Origin of the sequence: Tateyamaria sp. syn59 (assembly GCF_007995245.1) — a bacterium.
Classification (GTDB): domain Bacteria; phylum Pseudomonadota; class Alphaproteobacteria; order Rhodobacterales; family Rhodobacteraceae; genus Tateyamaria.
This window is the reverse complement of sequence record NZ_VCBA01000002.1, coordinates 1-16,999: the sequence shown is the minus strand read 5'-3', so window position 1 is coordinate 16,999 and position 16,999 is coordinate 1. Positions and strand designations below refer to the sequence as shown.

The window sequence follows — 16,999 nt, the reverse complement described above, 5'->3', positions numbered from 1 at the left end:
ATGCTTGTTCAAGTCTGGCCTCAGTCGAAACCAAGACCGAAAGGCGAGATCCTGATGCGTCTAAATTCATTTATCGTGCCGAGTGTTGCACTCTTTACCGTCCTTGTGTCGCCTGCGTTTGCTCAAACCATGGGGCAATGCGGCAAACACAAGTCTGACGCGTATGGAACCCACAACCCCGAAGAGCTCACACTTTGCGGCCATATCGACCGTATGCGGCAAGGCGAGACGCATCCGGTGTTGGGCTTCATCGGCTATGTCGAGTCAAAGGCTGGAAACCACGACACGGCGCGCGAGATTTTCAGCACACTGGCTGACGCGGGCAATATTCCGGCAATGACCTGGATGGCCTGGATGGAAGACAACGGTCTGGGCGGGCCCGAGGATGCGGCCGCCGCCGCGGAGTGGGACCGCCGGTCCATGGAGGCGGGCAGTTCGGTCGGTGCATTCAACTATGGCTTGGACATTCTGCGCGGCCGTGGTGTCACCTACGACGAGGAACTTGGTCGCAGGATCATCCAACGCGCGGCTGAACTGGGAGACAGTTCAGCGCAGCATCTGATCGACAATGACTTTGACCTCGATAGCGTCACGCCCGATGCCGACGAATGGAAGTACGAGAAAAAGCTGTTCTGAGCAGCACTGGAACGAAACGTCCATTGACCGTCTGGCGCGCGGTCTGCGCCGGACATGCCGCCGCGCAGACCCATGCTGCCGTCGCGCAAATATCTTAAAAAGGAAGAGATGATGAGTAAACTGACACGCCGTGAGGGCCTGGCCGCCATCGGAACAACCGTCGCAGCTGTTGCCTTGGGTGCCAACGCAAGCAAGGCCGCGACCTTGGTCGCCGCTTCATTTGATCAATCGAATATCAAATGGAACACGCTCGAAGGTATCGAGCATCTGTCGTATCATGTTCTCAACGTGGATCGGGACATGAAAGTCGTCGATGCGCTTCTGAAGTTTGCCGCCAATGAAAAGGTCATACTGCACAAGCATCACGCTGACTACAGCACGTTTATTATCCAAGGGGAGTTGCGTCTGTACAATGCCGAGGGTGAATTGACCGAAATCCGTCCAACCGCGAGCTATGTGCAGAAGTCTGCCGGCGGCCCGCCACACACCGAAGGCGGCGGGGACGAAGACTGCATCGCCTGGTTCAGCAATAAAGGCACCGACAGTGTGATCTATGAAATCCTGGGACCAAATGGCGAGACGCTGGGAACTCTGGGTTTGCCGGAATTTGAAGCCTTGATGCAGGCGCAGGACGAACCGGTACAGCCTATTGTTCCAAGTTAACCGGAGCATCGCGCGATGAATCGCACTGCAAACCTATGCTACGCATCGTCGAATATGTGCATGTCCTCGCGGGTCAGTCCTGGCTTCGCGAGAACACGAACTGATCGGTGATTGTTAAAACCGACAGGTTCGTGCGCTCTTCTCGGTGCGGACGGCTAAACCGGATATGCGGTCTACAACCGCCTGAATGCAGCCGACCGCATGTACTCCGAAATGAAGACTCACCTGCTTGAGTTACCCGCTCAATTATGCGCGGAATGATCCACCTCATCTGATGCGCCGCCGCGAGGCTCCACGTAGAAGACAACGTCTATCTCGCCTGCTTTTTCGAAGACCAGCGTCGCAGGGATTTCATCGCCGACTTCAAAAGTATCGCCGCTCAGTCCCATGAACATGATGTGTTTGCCGCCCGGTTCGAGGCCGACAGTTTCACCTGCGGGGATATCAATCGCGTCGATGTCGAACATCCTCATCACACCATCTTCGTTTGTGGTTCCGTGGAGCGTCACTCGCGGAAAGTCGGCGCGGATGCCGATAAGCCGGTCGTCTTCAGTGCCCGTGTTGGTGACCGAAAAGTATCCGGCGCCGGACATGGCAGTCGCCATCGTCGGGAAGGCCATCGGATGATCAACGATCAGAGAACCGCTTTTAAAGTCGTGTGAGAGGGCCGCGGTGGCACAAAGGGTTAGGGCGGATGCGAGTATCAAACGTTTCATGTCGTGTTCCTTCTGACTTGGTGCGGAGCGCCGGTAGCGCCGCGTTCATTCATTTGTGAGGATCAGCGTGCCTTCGAAGGAGTCGATTTGGTGTCGTGTTTCAATGGGCAGTTTTGCGTCATCGCCTTGAATCGTCTCGAGAAGCTCGTTTGCGAGACGCGGTGACAACCCCTGAGCGCGCAAGCCCGCCGGGCTCACGAGGCTGCCCCCGGATAAAAGCATCAGCTGCCAGTCTTCCTCATGTTGCCGCAGAAAGGCGCGTCCCGCGTCCTCGCCCTGCATCCATCCTGCAACCGCCGCCGAACCGGCAACTGAAACAGTTACGACATCGGTGTCGGCACCCAGACGCGCAAGAAGTTGCGCGGTGATGGCCGCCTCCGCCACCTGTTCTGGGCGAGTGTTCGGAACAGCAGCGGGGATCGGGTCAGGCTGCGTTTCGGCGATACCTTCAACCCAGAACTCCACAGTCACCTCACCGACACTTTCGAAAACGAGAGTTGTCAGGAACTTGTCTCCGACCCTTAGAGGATCGACCAATCCCGCAAAGCGGATTTGCAACGTGTCTGGTCTCAAAAGAACCGATTGACCGGGCGCAATCTCAATCGCGTCTCCAACCCGCGCCCCGTGCCCATCATCCGCGTTTGGATCGAAGAAGGAGACATCGGCAATCCCCGAGCGTACTGCAAGCAGACGCTCAGGTTCTGATCCACCGTTAAACAATTCCATATACCCTTTTGCCAAGTCGCCGTTTGGCCCGGTGGGGTGCGTGTTGGGATGAATGATTGCGAGTGTGCCGACGAGATACTCGTGGGTAATAGCAGGCGCTGCACACGACATTGCCAGGATGAGAAACAGGATCCTCTGCATCAGTTGACAACCTCCGGCATCGCGCGGATTGCACGCGCTGGATGATCCTCCGGCCACGGGTCGGCGTAAGCGGGCTTTTCCAGAAACGTTTCGTCCGTCAGGCTTTCGAGGAATGCGATCAGGTCTTCCACCTCTTGCTCCGTCGCTTTGAACCCAATGAGCAGTCCGCTTTTGTTGGGATGGTTCGCGCCAACACCTGCGAAGGGTCCGTCATTGAATGTCCGACCGCCCACCGCATAGTGTTCGATCACCTCGCGCAGCGTCTCGATGGAACCGTCATGCATGTACGGGGCGGTGACAGCGACATTGCGCAAGGACGGCGTGCGGAACATGCCAATGTCCTGCTCGCGCCCGGTAAACTCGGCCAGCCCTTGCGCCCCTGGTGGATAGGCACCTGTTCCACCGATATTGTAGAGCCCGTTGTTGTGGAACGCAGTCTCGACAAAGGGGGAGCGAGCGGTCTGCAGGTTGTCTGTGAACATCACACCAAGATGGCAGTGGTAGCATTCAAACCGATGGTCAAAGAACAGCTGCTCGCCCCGCAATGCGGCCTCCGTCATCGCCGAGCGGTCGCCGCCGTACTTGTAGCGGTCATAAGGGCTGTCGACCGAAATCATGGATCTTTGGAACGCGCCCAAGGCCCGGGTGATCGTAAACAGGTCGATCGCGCCGTCGCGTTCTGGAAACGCCGCAGAAAAAGCATCCGGGTAGTAGTCATCAGCGGTCAGACGCGCGAACAGTTCCTGCTCTTTTCCGGCCATGCCCATCTCGACAGGACCGGTCCCGAAGAGCGGAAAGAGGGCCTGAAACTCCAGCGTATCGGCGTGCGGGTTGGCCCATGTCAGCGCCGGGTTGTAGCCGACGTTTGCAAGGCTCGGTGCATTGTGTGCGGCCGCAGTCCCAAAGACGCCAACTGAAAGCGCACGCCCATCGGTAAATGCACGCTCCTGCACGTGACACGACACGCACCCAACCGTGCCATCCGCGGACAGCCGGGCATCATAGAACAGGTGTCGCCCAAGCTCGACCTTCTCGACGCTCATCGGATTGTCGTCCGGCACCGGCGGCGGCGCCAGCCATGCGGGCATCAACCAGCGAAAGCCCAGATCGCTCTGATCGGCACTGGCGGGCGTCACCGCCAGTGCCAGACCCGCGATTGGCCTCAGCAAAGCATATCGCAAAGCCATGGCGGCCTACCTGACCGATGCAAGAAGCTGGTCTTCAGCATCGAATTCATTGAATGCCAATCCGAGCCGAGGCAGCACAGTGTTGCAGTCGATATCGTTGGGGAACGACATGCAACCGGGGCTCGTCTCCGGTGCGTTTGTGGCCAGATCGGCACCTGCGATGACCGGCGCGGGATCAATGACAACCACATGATTGGCCGGATCGAAGTCGTCAAAAACGACCTGCATGACGTTGGGATTGGCGCAAGCTTCTGTCGGCGCCTCAGTCCGGGACGGAGCCGGGCACATGGTCGATCCGAGGTGCAAGAACCAGCCCGACGCCGCAGTATCGCCATGGCCATCGCTCTCGCTGTGGGTCGTCGACGCCATGTTCATCCCGTCGCCCATGACCGGGCTGGTTTCGAACTTTATGAATTTGTAGCCCGCGCGCCAGTTCCAGAACATAGCCGTCAGGTTCAAAGGGGAGGGCGCGACCGTAGGATCGCCATGGTTCCAGTCAAACGGCACACCAATCGCGAAGCTGAGGCCGGCGTATGTGCCCTCGGGCACCGTTCCGCGCAGTGTCATATTGGTATCGGCTGTACCATTGGTACAAGAGCCGGTTGCGTTTTCGAAATCGAGAAGCGCGATGTTTTCGACCTGCCATGCGCCGTCTTGTTCCAGCGCCATGGGCACGGCCGTACCATCGGCTTTCAGAAGCGCGGGTTCGGACACAAACATCCTGTAGTCCAGCACCTGGATGGGGAGTGGGCCGGCCCCGACACCTTCATAGGTCTCGAGGCAGGAGAATTGCTGGCCATCAAGCTCGGCCGCGAATGTGATTTCGACGGATTGATCCGCCCATGCGGGATGCGCTGCCAGCATTGCGGCAGCCAAAAGATACCGTGTCATAGGTCCTCCAAAAGAAAGTCGCCCGCAGCTGTCGGAGTTGCGGAATGTGTCAGTCAGGTTTGAGGGAGACTATGCTGTTGGAGGTGCGCGCGCCGGTGGTCGGACGTCGCGCATGGCATTCGCAAAGACGTGTTTCGAGGGCAGAACAGTTGTGAAACCCACAGCAGCAATAAGCGCCGGAGCCACATTCTGATCTGCCAGGACAAAGACGTCCAACTCGCGGCAAAACGGGCAGTGCGAATGATCGTGCGCACGCTCACTGATCAGGCACAGATCGTCGGATGTGCCGCCCATGGCAAGAAAGGCTGCGAGCTCGGGGTCGTTCGCTTCCGCCCGGACCGAATGGCCCGCAAAGTGCATGCTCGCGACAACCAAAATAGTTGCGAGCAGTCCTTTGAACCAAATTTGGCGGAGCGCTTTAATCATTGGCAAGAGAATACCACCAACTGTCCACACAGCACTAGGCTTAGAGTGTCGCAGCCGGGCGGAAATGCCTTGCGCGCAGTCGGGTAAATAGAGCGGACCGAGCATTGGCGAGTCGCATTCGACCTCGGCGCGGGCTATGTCGATATCAGCTATCTCATCGGTATGAGAAGCAGCAGCATGCGCGCCTCTGAATATCAGATCAGAGGCGGGCCACACCTCATCTTCAGCGCTTCTTGACGAACTAAGGGAGGCACTTGGCGGTCACTCGACCATGGTCATCCAGCCGCAAATGCTTCCCCGTCGTGCCAAACCGCTTATCCGGACGAAGGCTTAGAAAGAGAATGAATAGTTTACTGACAGCTCTCGTCCCGGACCTGCAAAGCGCCGGTCGGCGGTTACGCCAAATCGTGACTGACTTTCCAGGGGGATGTACGCTTCATTGAAGATATTGGTGGCACGAACGGCAAGCTCTGATCCATTATCGAAGGAATAGGTCAGACCCAGGTCCGCTGTCACATATCCTTCGGCTTCAAAACTATCGACGCCATCGTCAAATGCCCTGTCTCGGTCACCGAGGTAGAAGATAATCGCGTCCAGTTTCATGTTTGGCGTGACTTGCCAGTCGGCACTCAGTGAGACCTTCAAAGGCAGCACAGTCAGGCTGGAGAGGGCGAGGTACTCACCATCATTATCGGCGTCGTTCTCACCATCGTTCCAGGACACACCTAGGCCAAGGTTGACCGTTTCCGAAATGGGCCGCGCTGCTTCGAACTCAAAGCCGTAGTTGCGTTGCGGTGCCCGTTCCAGCCGCCCTCCGCCGGTGGCCGCGTCCACGCGAACTGATGAGCCCAGATCTGACTCAGCGTAGAATGCTGCGAATGAATAGTCCGTCAGTCCAATCGCTCCGCGTACCCCGACCTCGTAACTGTCGACGACAATTGGTTCGAGCAGGTTCGTCCCAGATAGCGGTACGCCTGGTGCGACGGATCCTGCTGCGAAATTGATGGTCGGCAAGGAAAAGCCCTGGGCGAAACTTGCGAAGAGCGTGGTGTTTGGGTTCAGGTCATAAAGAACGCCAAGGTTGTACGAAAAACCGTCCGAACTTCCATCGCCGCCCGGTCTGAAGCCCGGGTCTCTTGAGAACACGGGCTCTGCGGGACCGACCGAGAAGTCAAAACTGTCGTACCTGACGCCGCCTGTCAGGGTGACGCGGTCCGCCACATCCCAGGCGCCCTGCACAAAAAGGCCAAAGGACTCAATGTCGACGGGCGGCGCTTGTGGGCCGCTGTCCGAGGCATCAAAGAGACCGGTTGCGTCAAACACCGCAGGGTCCGAAATGCCGACAGTCAACACCTCACTTTCGTCCCGATAATCCGCGCCGACATTAAGCTTGAACGTGTCGCTGACATCAATGCTGTAATCGACGCGCACACCGATGGCTTCGGTGGCGCCGTTGGTCTGAAACAAACCTGGCCAAAACTCCGGGAGATCGTTGGGGCCCGGGCCCTGCGCTGCGCGAATATCGCCGCCGATCTGTGTGAGTTCCTCGCTCGAGTAGTAAAGCTGAAACTTGAAATCGCCGCCTGCCAGGTCTGAGTTGAGATAACTGAATGACGCAAACGTGCCTTCTTGCCTTGGCTCATCGTTGTATTGTTGAGGGGCAAAAAGTGCGACTGCGGTCGGATCCGGACCTTCGGAAGCCGTGTTGGTAAAGTCCGTGGCACGCGCGGTGGAGCGCGCGTAGCTCAACAGGCCCTCGACGGATTGCGTGGCATCGATGTCGTAGACAAACTTGCCGAACACGCTGGCATCATCGAAATCATCGAGCCGTGTTGGCGCGATCCGCTGACCGTCGGACTGGAAATGGGCACCGTGCCGTTCGAGGCTCAGCACACCGACATATCCAAAGTCCTCGACCCGGCCCGACGTTTCCGCGCTGAACCGGTAGCTGAAGCTTTCATTATCGAAGGCGCTCCCATCTGCCAGCGACGTCGTAAAGCCCGTGGTGATCCGGTTGACCTGCTCCTCTGTCGGATCCTTGGTAAAAAACTGGATGACGCCACCGGATGCGCCCTGACCGTAAAGTGCTGTGGGTCCGTACAGCACTTCGATGCTGTCGATAGACCGTTGATCAAAATATTGGAACTGGACGCCAAAGGCGCTGGACAGGGGAATGCCATCCACAAGAAACAGAGGATCGCGCCCGCGCAGCGTTAATCCGCGTGTCGCATTCTGGAAAACCGGTGTGCCGAAGCCGGGGATTATCTGTGGCAGTGTCTGAGAGAAATTCGTGCTGGTCTTGCCCGCATCTTCGACTTCGGTCTGGTCGATGCTTTTGACGGCACGTGGCACCTCATCAATCGGTGTCGCGTCCCGGTTTGATTCAAAGATCAGATCTGGCAGTTGGAAAGGTTCTTGATTGCCTTGTTGTGCATGCGCTGTTGAGGCGAGCAATGCCACACAACTGACCTGCATGGACAGAGTGCGTGCCCAAACGAATGAAACCGATATCTTCATGATAGCCCCCGAGCGTTTTGTCCTGCCTGCCAAAACGGTGGGTCCCGGAAAAAGTTAGCAGCGACCGGCTGAAAGGCAATAGACAACTGTCAGTTGTCAGGAGGAGGTGCGCGCCACCAGTGAACAATCGGGTCGGTTTCCACATGTCCACCCACGGGGATGCGAAGATCGGATCCATGCACATACCAAAGACTGGCATTGTGCCACATCGGTACGACGTAGTGCCCCCACCGCATCAACCGGTCAAACGCCCGTGCCGCTGCTTGCAGGTCCTCCAGATCCTTTGCCACCTGCATTTGGTCGATCATGTAATCGACAGCCGGGTTGTTGAGCCCACCCAACCCGTAACCGTGTGGCCCGGCCTGATCGCTATGCCAGAACCAGGTTTCCTGCACACCCGGAGGAATGGAAGCCTGCCACGTGAGAAGTGTGAGGTCATATTCGTGATCAAGGATCAATCGGCGCCCCGACACATAGTCATATGCGCGTAAGTCAAGCTGGATGCCGACCTGTTCAAGTGCTTTGCGGTACGGCTCAAGACGTTCCACAGAGGCGCGGTGTGCCGTTACGAATTCAACGGTCCAAGGGTCACCCGTAATCGGATTGATCCGCACACCGCCGCGAAGTTCAAATTCCGCTTCATCCAAAAGGGCGTTAGCCCTCCGCATGCGCTGCCGTCGCTGTTCTGGCCACTGGGGCGCAGGACTGTCTACAGCGCCTTGTGGAGACTGCTCCGCGAATTGCGCAAGCAACGTGCGTTCTGCTGCGGACGCCGAACCAATAGCCGCAAAGGGTGTATCACCGTAAAAGCTACCGGGCGCATCATATGCACCGCCAAACAGATCAAGATACCACTGCGTGTCAAACAGCAGTCCAAGTGCTTCCCGGACCCTGATGTCATCAAAAGGCGGACGACGCTGATTGATCACCAAGGTATGAAGCGCACCTGCATCGGCGCGGGGAAGGGTGGTCTTAACGATGCGGTTTGAACTCAATGCATCGCCGTCGTAACGCCCATCCCAAGCGGCGGCCGAGAACTCCCTGCGCACGTCGAGGCGTCCGCTCTTTACCGCCTCAATGAGCGCTGTCTCGTCAAAGAAGTAGCTGACGACGATCTCATCAAAGTTCCAGCGCCCCTGATTGACGGGGTGATCGGCGGCCCAGTAATCCTCGACCCGCTCCAGAACCATTTCTCTGTTGAAGCTCAACTCCGACACCCGGTAGGGGCCGCTGCCCAATGGAATGTCAAGTGTGATGTCACCCACTGCGCGTGCGGACCAAAAGGCCTTGGATTGAATTGGAAACGTCCCCAGCAGTTCGATGTACCGCCATGATCGTGCACCACGGTTTTTGAACGTGATCGTGTGCGCATCTTTAATTTCAATGTCTATGTTTCGGAGCGCGTTGCGATAGCGCGGCAATCCATGCGCGCGGAGACTTTGGAAGGTGAAGGCAACGTCTTCTGCGGTTACCGCGCGTCCGTCATGCCAACGCGCAACCGGTTCCAGATGGAAACGCACGAAACTGAAGTCGTCGGCGATGTCCAAGTCCTTGGCCAAGAGCCCATAAAAGACAGCCGTCTGATCACGAACAGGCACCAGAAGTGTGTCGAATGCATGACGCATTTCGTGGGGGGCACGTCCAGGAAAACGCATAAAGTTCGTGCTGTCGAAGTTGACCGTGCTGCCAAGCCGCAAAGTGCCGCTGCTGGGGGCGGATGCGTTGGTATAGGATAAAGTGCCCTTGGCCGTGCCCACATCGTCAAATGGCGAGAAGCGGACGACATCCGCGCTGGCCGTATCGAGCTGAAAACACAATGCCAGGCAACACCAGATCAGCCGTAGGCCCATATGCAGCGTTCCGTCTTGGGTTTAGATGCTGTCTGGCCTCATGCGTGCTGATGCAAACTACATGACCGGCTGGATGCCGTTGATATTAGCGCTCTTCAGTGAAATCACGAGCGCAAAATTTCTGGATCAAGCCCAAATGACGCGACATACGGCACTGTATGTTTTTGGCTTATTTTGAATGGTGCGGTCCGCTGACCATTCTCTCGTTGTCGATCATGCGGTCAGCCTTGCGTCATTGTGTCATGAAACGGTGCTTTTGAGGGCTTCACCTCTGTCCCAAATTGGTCCAAAGAACGCGTGGGTGCACAGCATCCAATCTCTTTCAAATCGAGGACCCAGCCATTCGCGAGGCACTCTCTCATTTTCGGGAGTTGCCATATGGGGCGCATATCCAAACAGACGATAGCCGGGGTTTTGGTCGCAGACCAACGCAAGGATCAGGTGTTGCTTTTGCAAGATCTGGATGGTGATGGAACGGCGCGAGGGCCCGGCGAAACGACTGTCTTCTTTGACGCAGACAACGCGAGCGGCCTCGACACACCAACGAACAATGTCTTCACGGTGCATCAGGCTGATGACAAATCGGTCTATGTCGGTGATGGCACCACAGATGCGATCTATCGCCTGATCGACACCAATGCCGACGGCGATGCACAGGACGAGGGCGAAGCGACAGTTTGGTTTTCGGCAGACAATGCCGGTGGCCTCTCCACAGTGACACCCAATGGCATCGCCGAAGGCGCTGACGGTGCCATATACATCTCAAACGCCGGCACCGCGTCGGCACCGCAAGACGCGATCTACCGCACCATTGACCTCAACGACGACGGGGACGCAAACGACGCCGGAGAAGCGACCGTGTGGCTCGACCTCCAGACGGTGATCGACACCTCGGTACCCTTTGATCTCAGCTTTGACGGCGACATCGCCTACCTCAACGATCTGGCTGGAACGGGAACGGATGTCATTTACCGGATCGAAGACGCGAACGGTGATGGCACAATCCAGACTGAAGAAGTGACAAATTTCATCTCGGACGACATGAGCTTTGGCGCTCCGGTGGACATATCAAGTGCGGTGTCGGTCGATGGCTCGCTCTATACCCTCACATGGTTCCCGGACGGGGATGAAGAGTTGAAGATTTACCGTCTCAACGATCTGGACGGGTCCGGACAGATCGACAACGTGTTCGAAGCGGTCGAGGTCTGGAATGCGAGCGCCATGCCGGATGGCATCCTGGCGGAGATCGGCTTCTCACTGGCCACAGATGACGATGGGGGCCTCATCCTCACCGCCAATAGCTTTGCCGGGGACGCAAGCGTAGTCCAACTGACCAACCTCAACGGTGATGGCGATTTCTTTGACGCAGGCGAGACGACCATCCTCGGCTCGGATCAATATGACGGTCAGTTGGTCCGCCCGCGCGCGGTTGAAGCCTATGAGGGCGAGGCCCAGGTCGTGGCCAGCACCGTGGGCGCGGGCAACCACTTTTCTGTCTTCCTGAGGGATGGGGTGCTGTACAGTTCCGGCGAAAACGTGGTCAGCCAATTGGGCAACGGCACCACCGGATTCGATGTCAAAGCGCCGCTGCCGGTGTCGCTGCCGGAAGGGTTTGACGCCGAAATCACCTCGGTTGCGGGCGGGCTGTTGCACACCACATTCCTGACGAATGATGGCGATGTGTACGCCTTTGGCTTCAACAACCGCGGCCCGCTTGGCCTGGGTGACGAAGAGGCGCGGACGACAGCGACAAAGATCGAAGCCTTGGACGACATCGACGTCATTGGCATCGAAAACGGCAATGGTACGTCCTTTGCTATTGCTGCGGACGGCACGCTTTATGGCTGGGGCAGCAACACCAACGGCCAGCTTGGCACAGGCGATCAGGAAGAACGTCTTGTCCCAACCGAAATCAGCGCACTGTCCAACGAAACCGTTGTGGCTGTATCCGCAGGTGTGACGCACACCCTGGTCCTGACGGCGGATGGTGAGGTCTATGGCTTCGGCGGCAATACCGACAATCAGGTCAGCCCATCCGACGAGCGCCGCGTGATAGAACCGACATTGATTGAAGGGTTGCCGGACAACATCGTGGCCATCTCGGGCGAGGGACGTACATCCTATGCTATCACGTTCGATGGCCGCATCTTTGGCTGGGGCGAGAGCCGTAATGGGCAGTTGTTGCAGGGCGAAGATAACGGTGACGGTACATTCTCGCCAAACCCCGACGATGTCGCTGAACCGATTGAACTGACCGGATTGCCCGAGGGTATCATCGACATACAGGGCGGCGCGCGCTGGTCTGTTGCGCTTACCAAAGATGGCGATGTCTATGCTTGGGGGCCAAATGATGAAGGTCCCACAGGTGGGCTGGATGGCGATCCGGCAGCAGAGAGCGATGTCAGCTTCCTGCCCACCCTGATCGCGGAACTTGATGATGTGCACATTGTCGAAATCCAGACCGGGCCCAACTCGATCATCGCGGTGAGCGATACGGGTGCCATCTTCACCTGGGGCTCGAACTCGGACGGGCGCCTTGGCTATTCCACTGATGGCTCGGTTTATGTCCCGCGCGAAGTCGACTTTGACGCGGACCCCGCGCCCTTCCTGCTGTCGGCTGTGCCCTCGGACAATGGCCGCGACGTGGGAAATGACGCGGCGCTGACGCTGACTTTCACGGAAGAGGTCGAGCCGGGCGAAGGGCTGATCACGCTGGTCAATCGGGACACAGGCGAGCGAATCGAGATCAACGTGACCGACAGCCGTCTTGTCAGCTTTGATGGTGATACCGTCACTGTCACACCGCCATCTCATTTGGACACCGACGCACGGTATGCGGTTGAGATTGAGGACGGGGCATTTCTGGACGATCAGGGGCAAGCCTTCGAGGGGATTGATGAAGGCGATACATCCACCTTCAACTTCATCACGTCCGAGGAGGCGGCGGCATCCGAGGATCGCTATCGTGGAACCTTCGACGACGATCTGTTGCGCGGCGGTGCGGATGACGACCGCATCAATGGCCGCGCGGGCGATGACCTGATCTCAGGCGGTGAAGGCAACGACCGACTTAACGGTGGCTGGGGGGATGACGAAATGCTTGGAAACGCAGGGCGCGATCGCCTGAATGGCGGTTGGGGCCAGGACACGCTGGATGGTGGCGCAGACAATGACCGGCTGAATGGCGGGTGGTCCTACGATGTGCTGTTCGGCGGTGCGGGCGATGACCGCTTGAACGGTGGCTTTGGCAACGACACGCTGGATGGCGGTGCTGGGGACGACCGGATGACAGGCGGCTTCGGCAGCGATACATTTGTCTTCACTGGCGGACATGACCTGATCCGGGATTTCGATACCGGGTTTGATTGGCTTTCCTCCGATCAGATCGTGATCGACATCGAAGGCACCAGCGACTTCGAGGCTCTTGTTACCAGCGCAAGTCAGTCAGCACGGGCTGTGACATTCCAGTTCAGCGCAGAAGACAGCCTGACATTGCGCAACACTCAATTGGACGAGTTGAGTGCCGATATGTTCAGTTTTGTCTGACAATTCTTCGGCGGGAGCTGCATGTGCAGCTTCCGCCTCTCACTTTCTCTCGCCGTTTGATGCGCGACGCTGCCTGTGTGTGCAGAGCCGTTGCGCGGCGCCCCACTCAAAAAAGATGTAATTGGTGTTTCCAACGCCGCCGGCGATTTCAATCCCTGAGCCGAGGGAGCAGGCGGGGTGTACGGCTGGCGTAGCCCTCCCATTCAGCGCCAAACCGCTCCGCCATCATGCGTTCTTCGGGTCCGACCCGGACGACGTAAAGCAATGCGAAGATCACGAGCCCGGCGGGCCCGGCCACCCAGTTGGCCAAGAGCAGCGCCTGGGCAATCGTGATGAGAAAGATTGCCGTATACATTGGATGACGCATGCGGCTGTAGATACCCGTCGTCACGAGAGCATGGCCTTCGCGCAATTCTAGGTGTGCTGACCAGAATGAGCCAAGATCGGCATGCGAGCGGAAAAAGACAAAAAGACCCGCAAGTGCGCACACACCGCCCAACACGGACTGCGCACTAGTGGCCGAATAGGCTGCAAAATCAAGCACAGGTGTGGCGAGCGCGAAAAGTGGCAAGATGATCATGCCGAAACCCACAGCCGCCGCAAGTAGGCGCTCTCTGGTCGCATCACGCTCCTCCGAGACGTCCAGAGGGGTGGAGTCCGTGAGCCATATCCGAATGGTGTACCAAGACGTCATAAACGCGAGAAACGGCAGGCTGGCGTAGGGCGCGTCGCGCCAAAATGCGAGGGCTGTGACGATTGCCAAAATAGCATAAGGGGTGAACTTGCCGACCATGAATATCATCACCAGTGAAGCGGGAACCGCTGGCGTGGACGCTGGCTGAGTGCTTATTGAGGTTAGTCTATTTGCGAACCATTCGCAATTTGTGCGAAGCTACACTTAACTCGGCTCGCAAAGCAGTTCGAAGCACTATGGCACTTGGCCCTGGATGATTTCGGCCTGCGCCGGGGCCACGCAGCCGGGTTGAGCGGCATGCCGTTGGTTCGACCTCATTCTGACGGAGCCGCTAAACTCCGCATCAAAGCAAGCCCTCCATATTTCACATCCCTCCCGACTTTGAATCTGCAATGAGTTGCGCAACCCGATCTCGCAAGGTTGGCGGGATGGCATCGCTGTTCAGAGACAAGAAGCCCTGGATGATAAGACCGCGCGCAGCATCTTCATCGATGCCGGTGGCCATGAGGTAATTGAGTTTCTCGTCATCAATAATGCCGACACTGGCCTCATGGCTCAGCATGGCACCCTCGGCACGGGCCTTGAGTTCGGGCACCGCCACAATATCACCGCGATCTGTCAGCTTTAGCCCATCGCACCCAAGGAACCCACTGGTGCCCGCGGAATCGCCAACAAGGCGTGCAACGTTGATGATGGTTCCCCCTGCTGCAACCATGCGCGCCACATCTTCGGATGTCGCGCCTGCACCCAGCAGATGTGTCTCCGTTTCAATCCGGCGTTCGGTCCCGTCCGGGGCGAAAACGATGGCCTGACTTGTGGATTTTGCCCCTGCCGCCAGTTTGGAGACGGACAAGCTGACGCTGCGTGCGATAGGGGCCATCATAACAGACGTCGCTTGGTTCCGCGCATCTTCGTCGAGCTTTGAATAACCGTAGGAATACACCTCCATGCCTTCGCCCCAGTGCTCGATCGACACCGATTTGCATGAGGAGCCTGCACGCATGTAACACTCGCCAATGGAAATATGGCGTCCCCTGTGCACGGTATGTGGCACCGCGGCACCCGATATCATCTCGACCTCCGCGCCTTCGTCGATCAGTGTAATATCGTGCGTGAATTGCCTCGCCTGGGGCGTTTCCAAAACCGTGAAACTCTGCACCGGCAAGGTCACCTTGGCGCCCGCTTTGACCCAAATGAAGTGGCCGAGCGGATCATGCATATGCTCGGCCACCTTGGCAACGTGCTCGTTTTCGTCAGGTGCCACAAGGCCAAACATGAGGTCCTGAACGAAATCATAGGTCCGAAGGGCGTCGGCCAGAGGCATGATTTCGACACCGGCATCGTTGGAGCGCGCGATGCGCATGGCACGATCAATCAGGATACCTGTCGCTGCCCGTTTCGATTGATCATCAAACCCTACATCGCATAGAATGTTTCTCTGAGAATTGCTCAGGTCCTGCGCGGTGGGAACGGAGTGTTCGGTCGGGATCATGTCACAACATCCTCATCAGACCCGCGCGTTCAAGCTGCGGGTGCGGTGTAGCCAGCGGTTTGAATATGCTCGAATGCCTCTTCGGCATCGCCAGAATACAGGATGCGCCCATCCCGCATGATATGGGCGCAATCGGCCTTCACGTATTTCAGGATCACGCCCGTATGCGTGATGACGAGACCGGAGCATATGCGCCCTTGCTTGTCGGGCGCGCGCACAACCCGGGCGATCGCATCGCCCACAGCGCTCACATGCTCCAGATCAACGCCGCTCTCGGGTTCGTCAAACAGCAAAAGGCGGGGATCCTGAAGTACCAGCTTCAGGACTTCCCAGCGCTTGCTTTCGCCACCTGAGAACCCGACATTCATGTCGCGGTGTAAGAAGTCTCCAAGGTTCAGTGCAGCCGCTTCGCGTTCCAAACGCTCCCCAGCGCCTAAAGCTTCTGCAAAGCTGCGTACGGAAACACCGCCGAGCCGTGGCGGACGTTGATAGCCCAACCCGATCCCCAATCGTGCGCGTTCATCCAGTGCAAGATCCTGGATCGGTTGTCCGTCAAAGAGGATATCCCCACCGACAACGTCGAAAGGCGGTAAGCCCATGATCGTTGCAAGCAAACTTGATTTCCCTGAGCCGTTGGGCCCGAGAAGGACGTGCAGCTCGCCCTCCGGCAATGTGAGATTGACCGAGGTGAGGATTGGCCGATCCCCTACCGCAACTGAAAGGCCCCGTATCTCCAACATCGCTGCCTCCTTGCTGTCAAAAGCAAACTGAACTTGAGGTCACCAAGACATGGCGTCGATCAAGCACGGCGAGCGGGAGGTGGCAGAGCGTATTGGCGTGGCTGATCCTCGCAGCCTTTGCAATAAGGTTGGTATGCGGGAGGCGTTTTTAAAGTGCTGCTGCCAACAATTGTGGGTTGTTGCCGGTTATGGGGCTTCCATTTCCCTCATCACCGCACAGCAGGGCATTTTTTGCACGTGCGGCGATACGCGTGCTGCGCGCAGAACGATCTGAAGAGGTTAAGTAAGGATGTTTAGAAACCTTTGAGGCTGCGCGAAATCGTCAGTGGCTTGCCGCTTTTGCATGTAAACACAGCCCAAAGAAGACACCCACCATCGACCAAAGCGCTGGCCTCTAGCCCGCGCATTGACGACATTCCTTACCGCTTAGCTAAGGGCTGCCGCAGCTATGGCACTACACATTTCAACTCCGCCGTGGCCTTCAATGATCCGCATGCTGCTTTACAGACTTTTTGCAGCTCATTGACTTGCCGTACAGTGCGGGATTTTCGCTATTTTTTTTGATGAAAATCATCATGTTGAGGTCGCTTTCGTCATGGGCAGAATGTGGTAGGCGGCGGGGCGCGGGACGCCCTCGTTCTGGGCGCGGTTGGCCCCATGTTTAGACCCGCGCTTTGCAAAGATACGCCGATGGCGGGCTGCTTGCCACTCTCGACTCGCGCGGCAGGCGGGGGCGTGGCACAACTTTTGATAACGATACTTTGCCGATTGTTT

14 protein-coding genes are annotated in these 16,999 nt (G+C 57.6%); 4 read left to right on the top strand and 10 right to left on the bottom strand.

Annotated features, from left to right (window positions below):
* Positions 1 to 54 precede the first annotated feature (54 nt).
* Together FD715_RS03380 and FD715_RS03375 are read left to right on the top strand one after the other, a co-directional pair.
* Positions 55 to 636 (top strand): tetratricopeptide repeat protein, encoded by a 582-nt coding sequence (locus FD715_RS03380; protein ID WP_223274721.1) that lies wholly within the window; start codon positions 55 to 57, stop codon positions 634 to 636.
* A 72-nt stretch (positions 637 to 708) separates the two neighbouring features.
* Positions 709 to 1,299 carry a regulator gene (locus FD715_RS03375; RefSeq protein WP_147105268.1) on the top strand — a complete coding sequence of 197 codons (591 nt, stop codon included), beginning with the start codon at positions 709 to 711 and terminating at the stop codon, positions 1,297 to 1,299.
* A gap of 242 nt (positions 1,300 to 1,541) precedes the next feature.
* Here FD715_RS03375 and FD715_RS03370 read toward each other — a convergent pair whose 3' ends face one another.
* From FD715_RS03370 to FD715_RS03340, 7 genes are all read right to left on the bottom strand, one after another.
* The gene (locus FD715_RS03370) at positions 1,542 to 2,015 is read right to left on the bottom strand and encodes a copper chaperone PCu(A)C (protein WP_147105265.1); all 474 of its coding nucleotides are present in this window, start codon (positions 2,013 to 2,015) and stop codon (positions 1,542 to 1,544) included.
* A gap of 45 nt (positions 2,016 to 2,060) precedes the next feature.
* Positions 2,061 to 2,882, bottom strand: coding sequence for a copper uptake system-associated protein (locus tag FD715_RS03365; RefSeq protein WP_147105262.1), 822 nt, complete (start codon positions 2,880 to 2,882; stop codon positions 2,061 to 2,063).
* A complete protein-coding gene (locus tag FD715_RS03360; RefSeq protein WP_147105259.1) occupies positions 2,882 to 4,069 on the bottom strand; it encodes a methanobactin export MATE transporter MbnM in 1,188 nt (395 codons plus the stop codon). Before FD715_RS03360 ends, FD715_RS03365 begins: the two co-directional genes overlap by 1 nt.
* 6 nt (positions 4,070 to 4,075) lie before the next feature.
* The gene (locus FD715_RS03355; RefSeq protein WP_147105256.1) at positions 4,076 to 4,960 is read right to left on the bottom strand and encodes an MbnP family copper-binding protein; all 885 of its coding nucleotides are present in this window, start codon (positions 4,958 to 4,960) and stop codon (positions 4,076 to 4,078) included.
* A gap of 69 nt (positions 4,961 to 5,029) precedes the next feature.
* Positions 5,030 to 5,320 (bottom strand): hypothetical protein, encoded by a 291-nt coding sequence (locus tag FD715_RS03350; protein WP_147105253.1) that lies wholly within the window; start codon positions 5,318 to 5,320, stop codon positions 5,030 to 5,032.
* Between the two features lie 396 nt (positions 5,321 to 5,716).
* Positions 5,717 to 7,738, bottom strand: coding sequence for a TonB-dependent receptor (locus tag FD715_RS03345; protein WP_189799400.1), 2,022 nt, complete (start codon positions 7,736 to 7,738; stop codon positions 5,717 to 5,719).
* A gap of 254 nt (positions 7,739 to 7,992) precedes the next feature.
* Positions 7,993 to 9,753, bottom strand: coding sequence for an extracellular solute-binding protein (locus FD715_RS03340; RefSeq protein WP_147105247.1), 1,761 nt, complete (start codon positions 9,751 to 9,753; stop codon positions 7,993 to 7,995).
* A gap of 378 nt (positions 9,754 to 10,131) precedes the next feature.
* On the opposite strand from FD715_RS03340, the gene FD715_RS03335 reads away from it, so the two are divergent.
* The gene (locus FD715_RS03335) at positions 10,132 to 13,299 is read left to right on the top strand and encodes an Ig-like domain-containing protein (RefSeq protein WP_147105244.1); all 3,168 of its coding nucleotides are present in this window, start codon (positions 10,132 to 10,134) and stop codon (positions 13,297 to 13,299) included.
* A 148-nt stretch (positions 13,300 to 13,447) separates the two neighbouring features.
* Here FD715_RS03335 and FD715_RS03330 read toward each other — a convergent pair whose 3' ends face one another.
* The 3 genes from FD715_RS03330 to FD715_RS03320 all read right to left on the bottom strand — a co-directional run bounded on the left by FD715_RS03330 (position 13,448) and on the right by FD715_RS03320 (position 16,225).
* Complete coding sequence (locus tag FD715_RS03330; RefSeq protein ID WP_189799399.1) at positions 13,448 to 14,092, bottom strand: protein-S-isoprenylcysteine O-methyltransferase; 645 nt, start codon at positions 14,090 to 14,092, stop codon at positions 13,448 to 13,450.
* 265 nt (positions 14,093 to 14,357) lie between these two features.
* Positions 14,358 to 15,485 (bottom strand): SufD family Fe-S cluster assembly protein, encoded by a 1,128-nt coding sequence (locus tag FD715_RS03325; protein WP_147105239.1) that lies wholly within the window; start codon positions 15,483 to 15,485, stop codon positions 14,358 to 14,360.
* A 29-nt stretch (positions 15,486 to 15,514) separates the two neighbouring features.
* Complete coding sequence (locus FD715_RS03320) at positions 15,515 to 16,225, bottom strand: ABC transporter ATP-binding protein (RefSeq protein WP_147105236.1); 711 nt, start codon at positions 16,223 to 16,225, stop codon at positions 15,515 to 15,517.
* A 49-nt stretch (positions 16,226 to 16,274) separates the two neighbouring features.
* On the opposite strand from FD715_RS03320, the gene FD715_RS03315 reads away from it, so the two are divergent.
* Positions 16,275 to 16,499 carry a hypothetical protein gene (locus FD715_RS03315; protein ID WP_147105233.1) on the top strand — a complete coding sequence of 75 codons (225 nt, stop codon included), beginning with the start codon at positions 16,275 to 16,277 and terminating at the stop codon, positions 16,497 to 16,499.
* Positions 16,500 to 16,999: the final 500 nt, after the last annotated feature.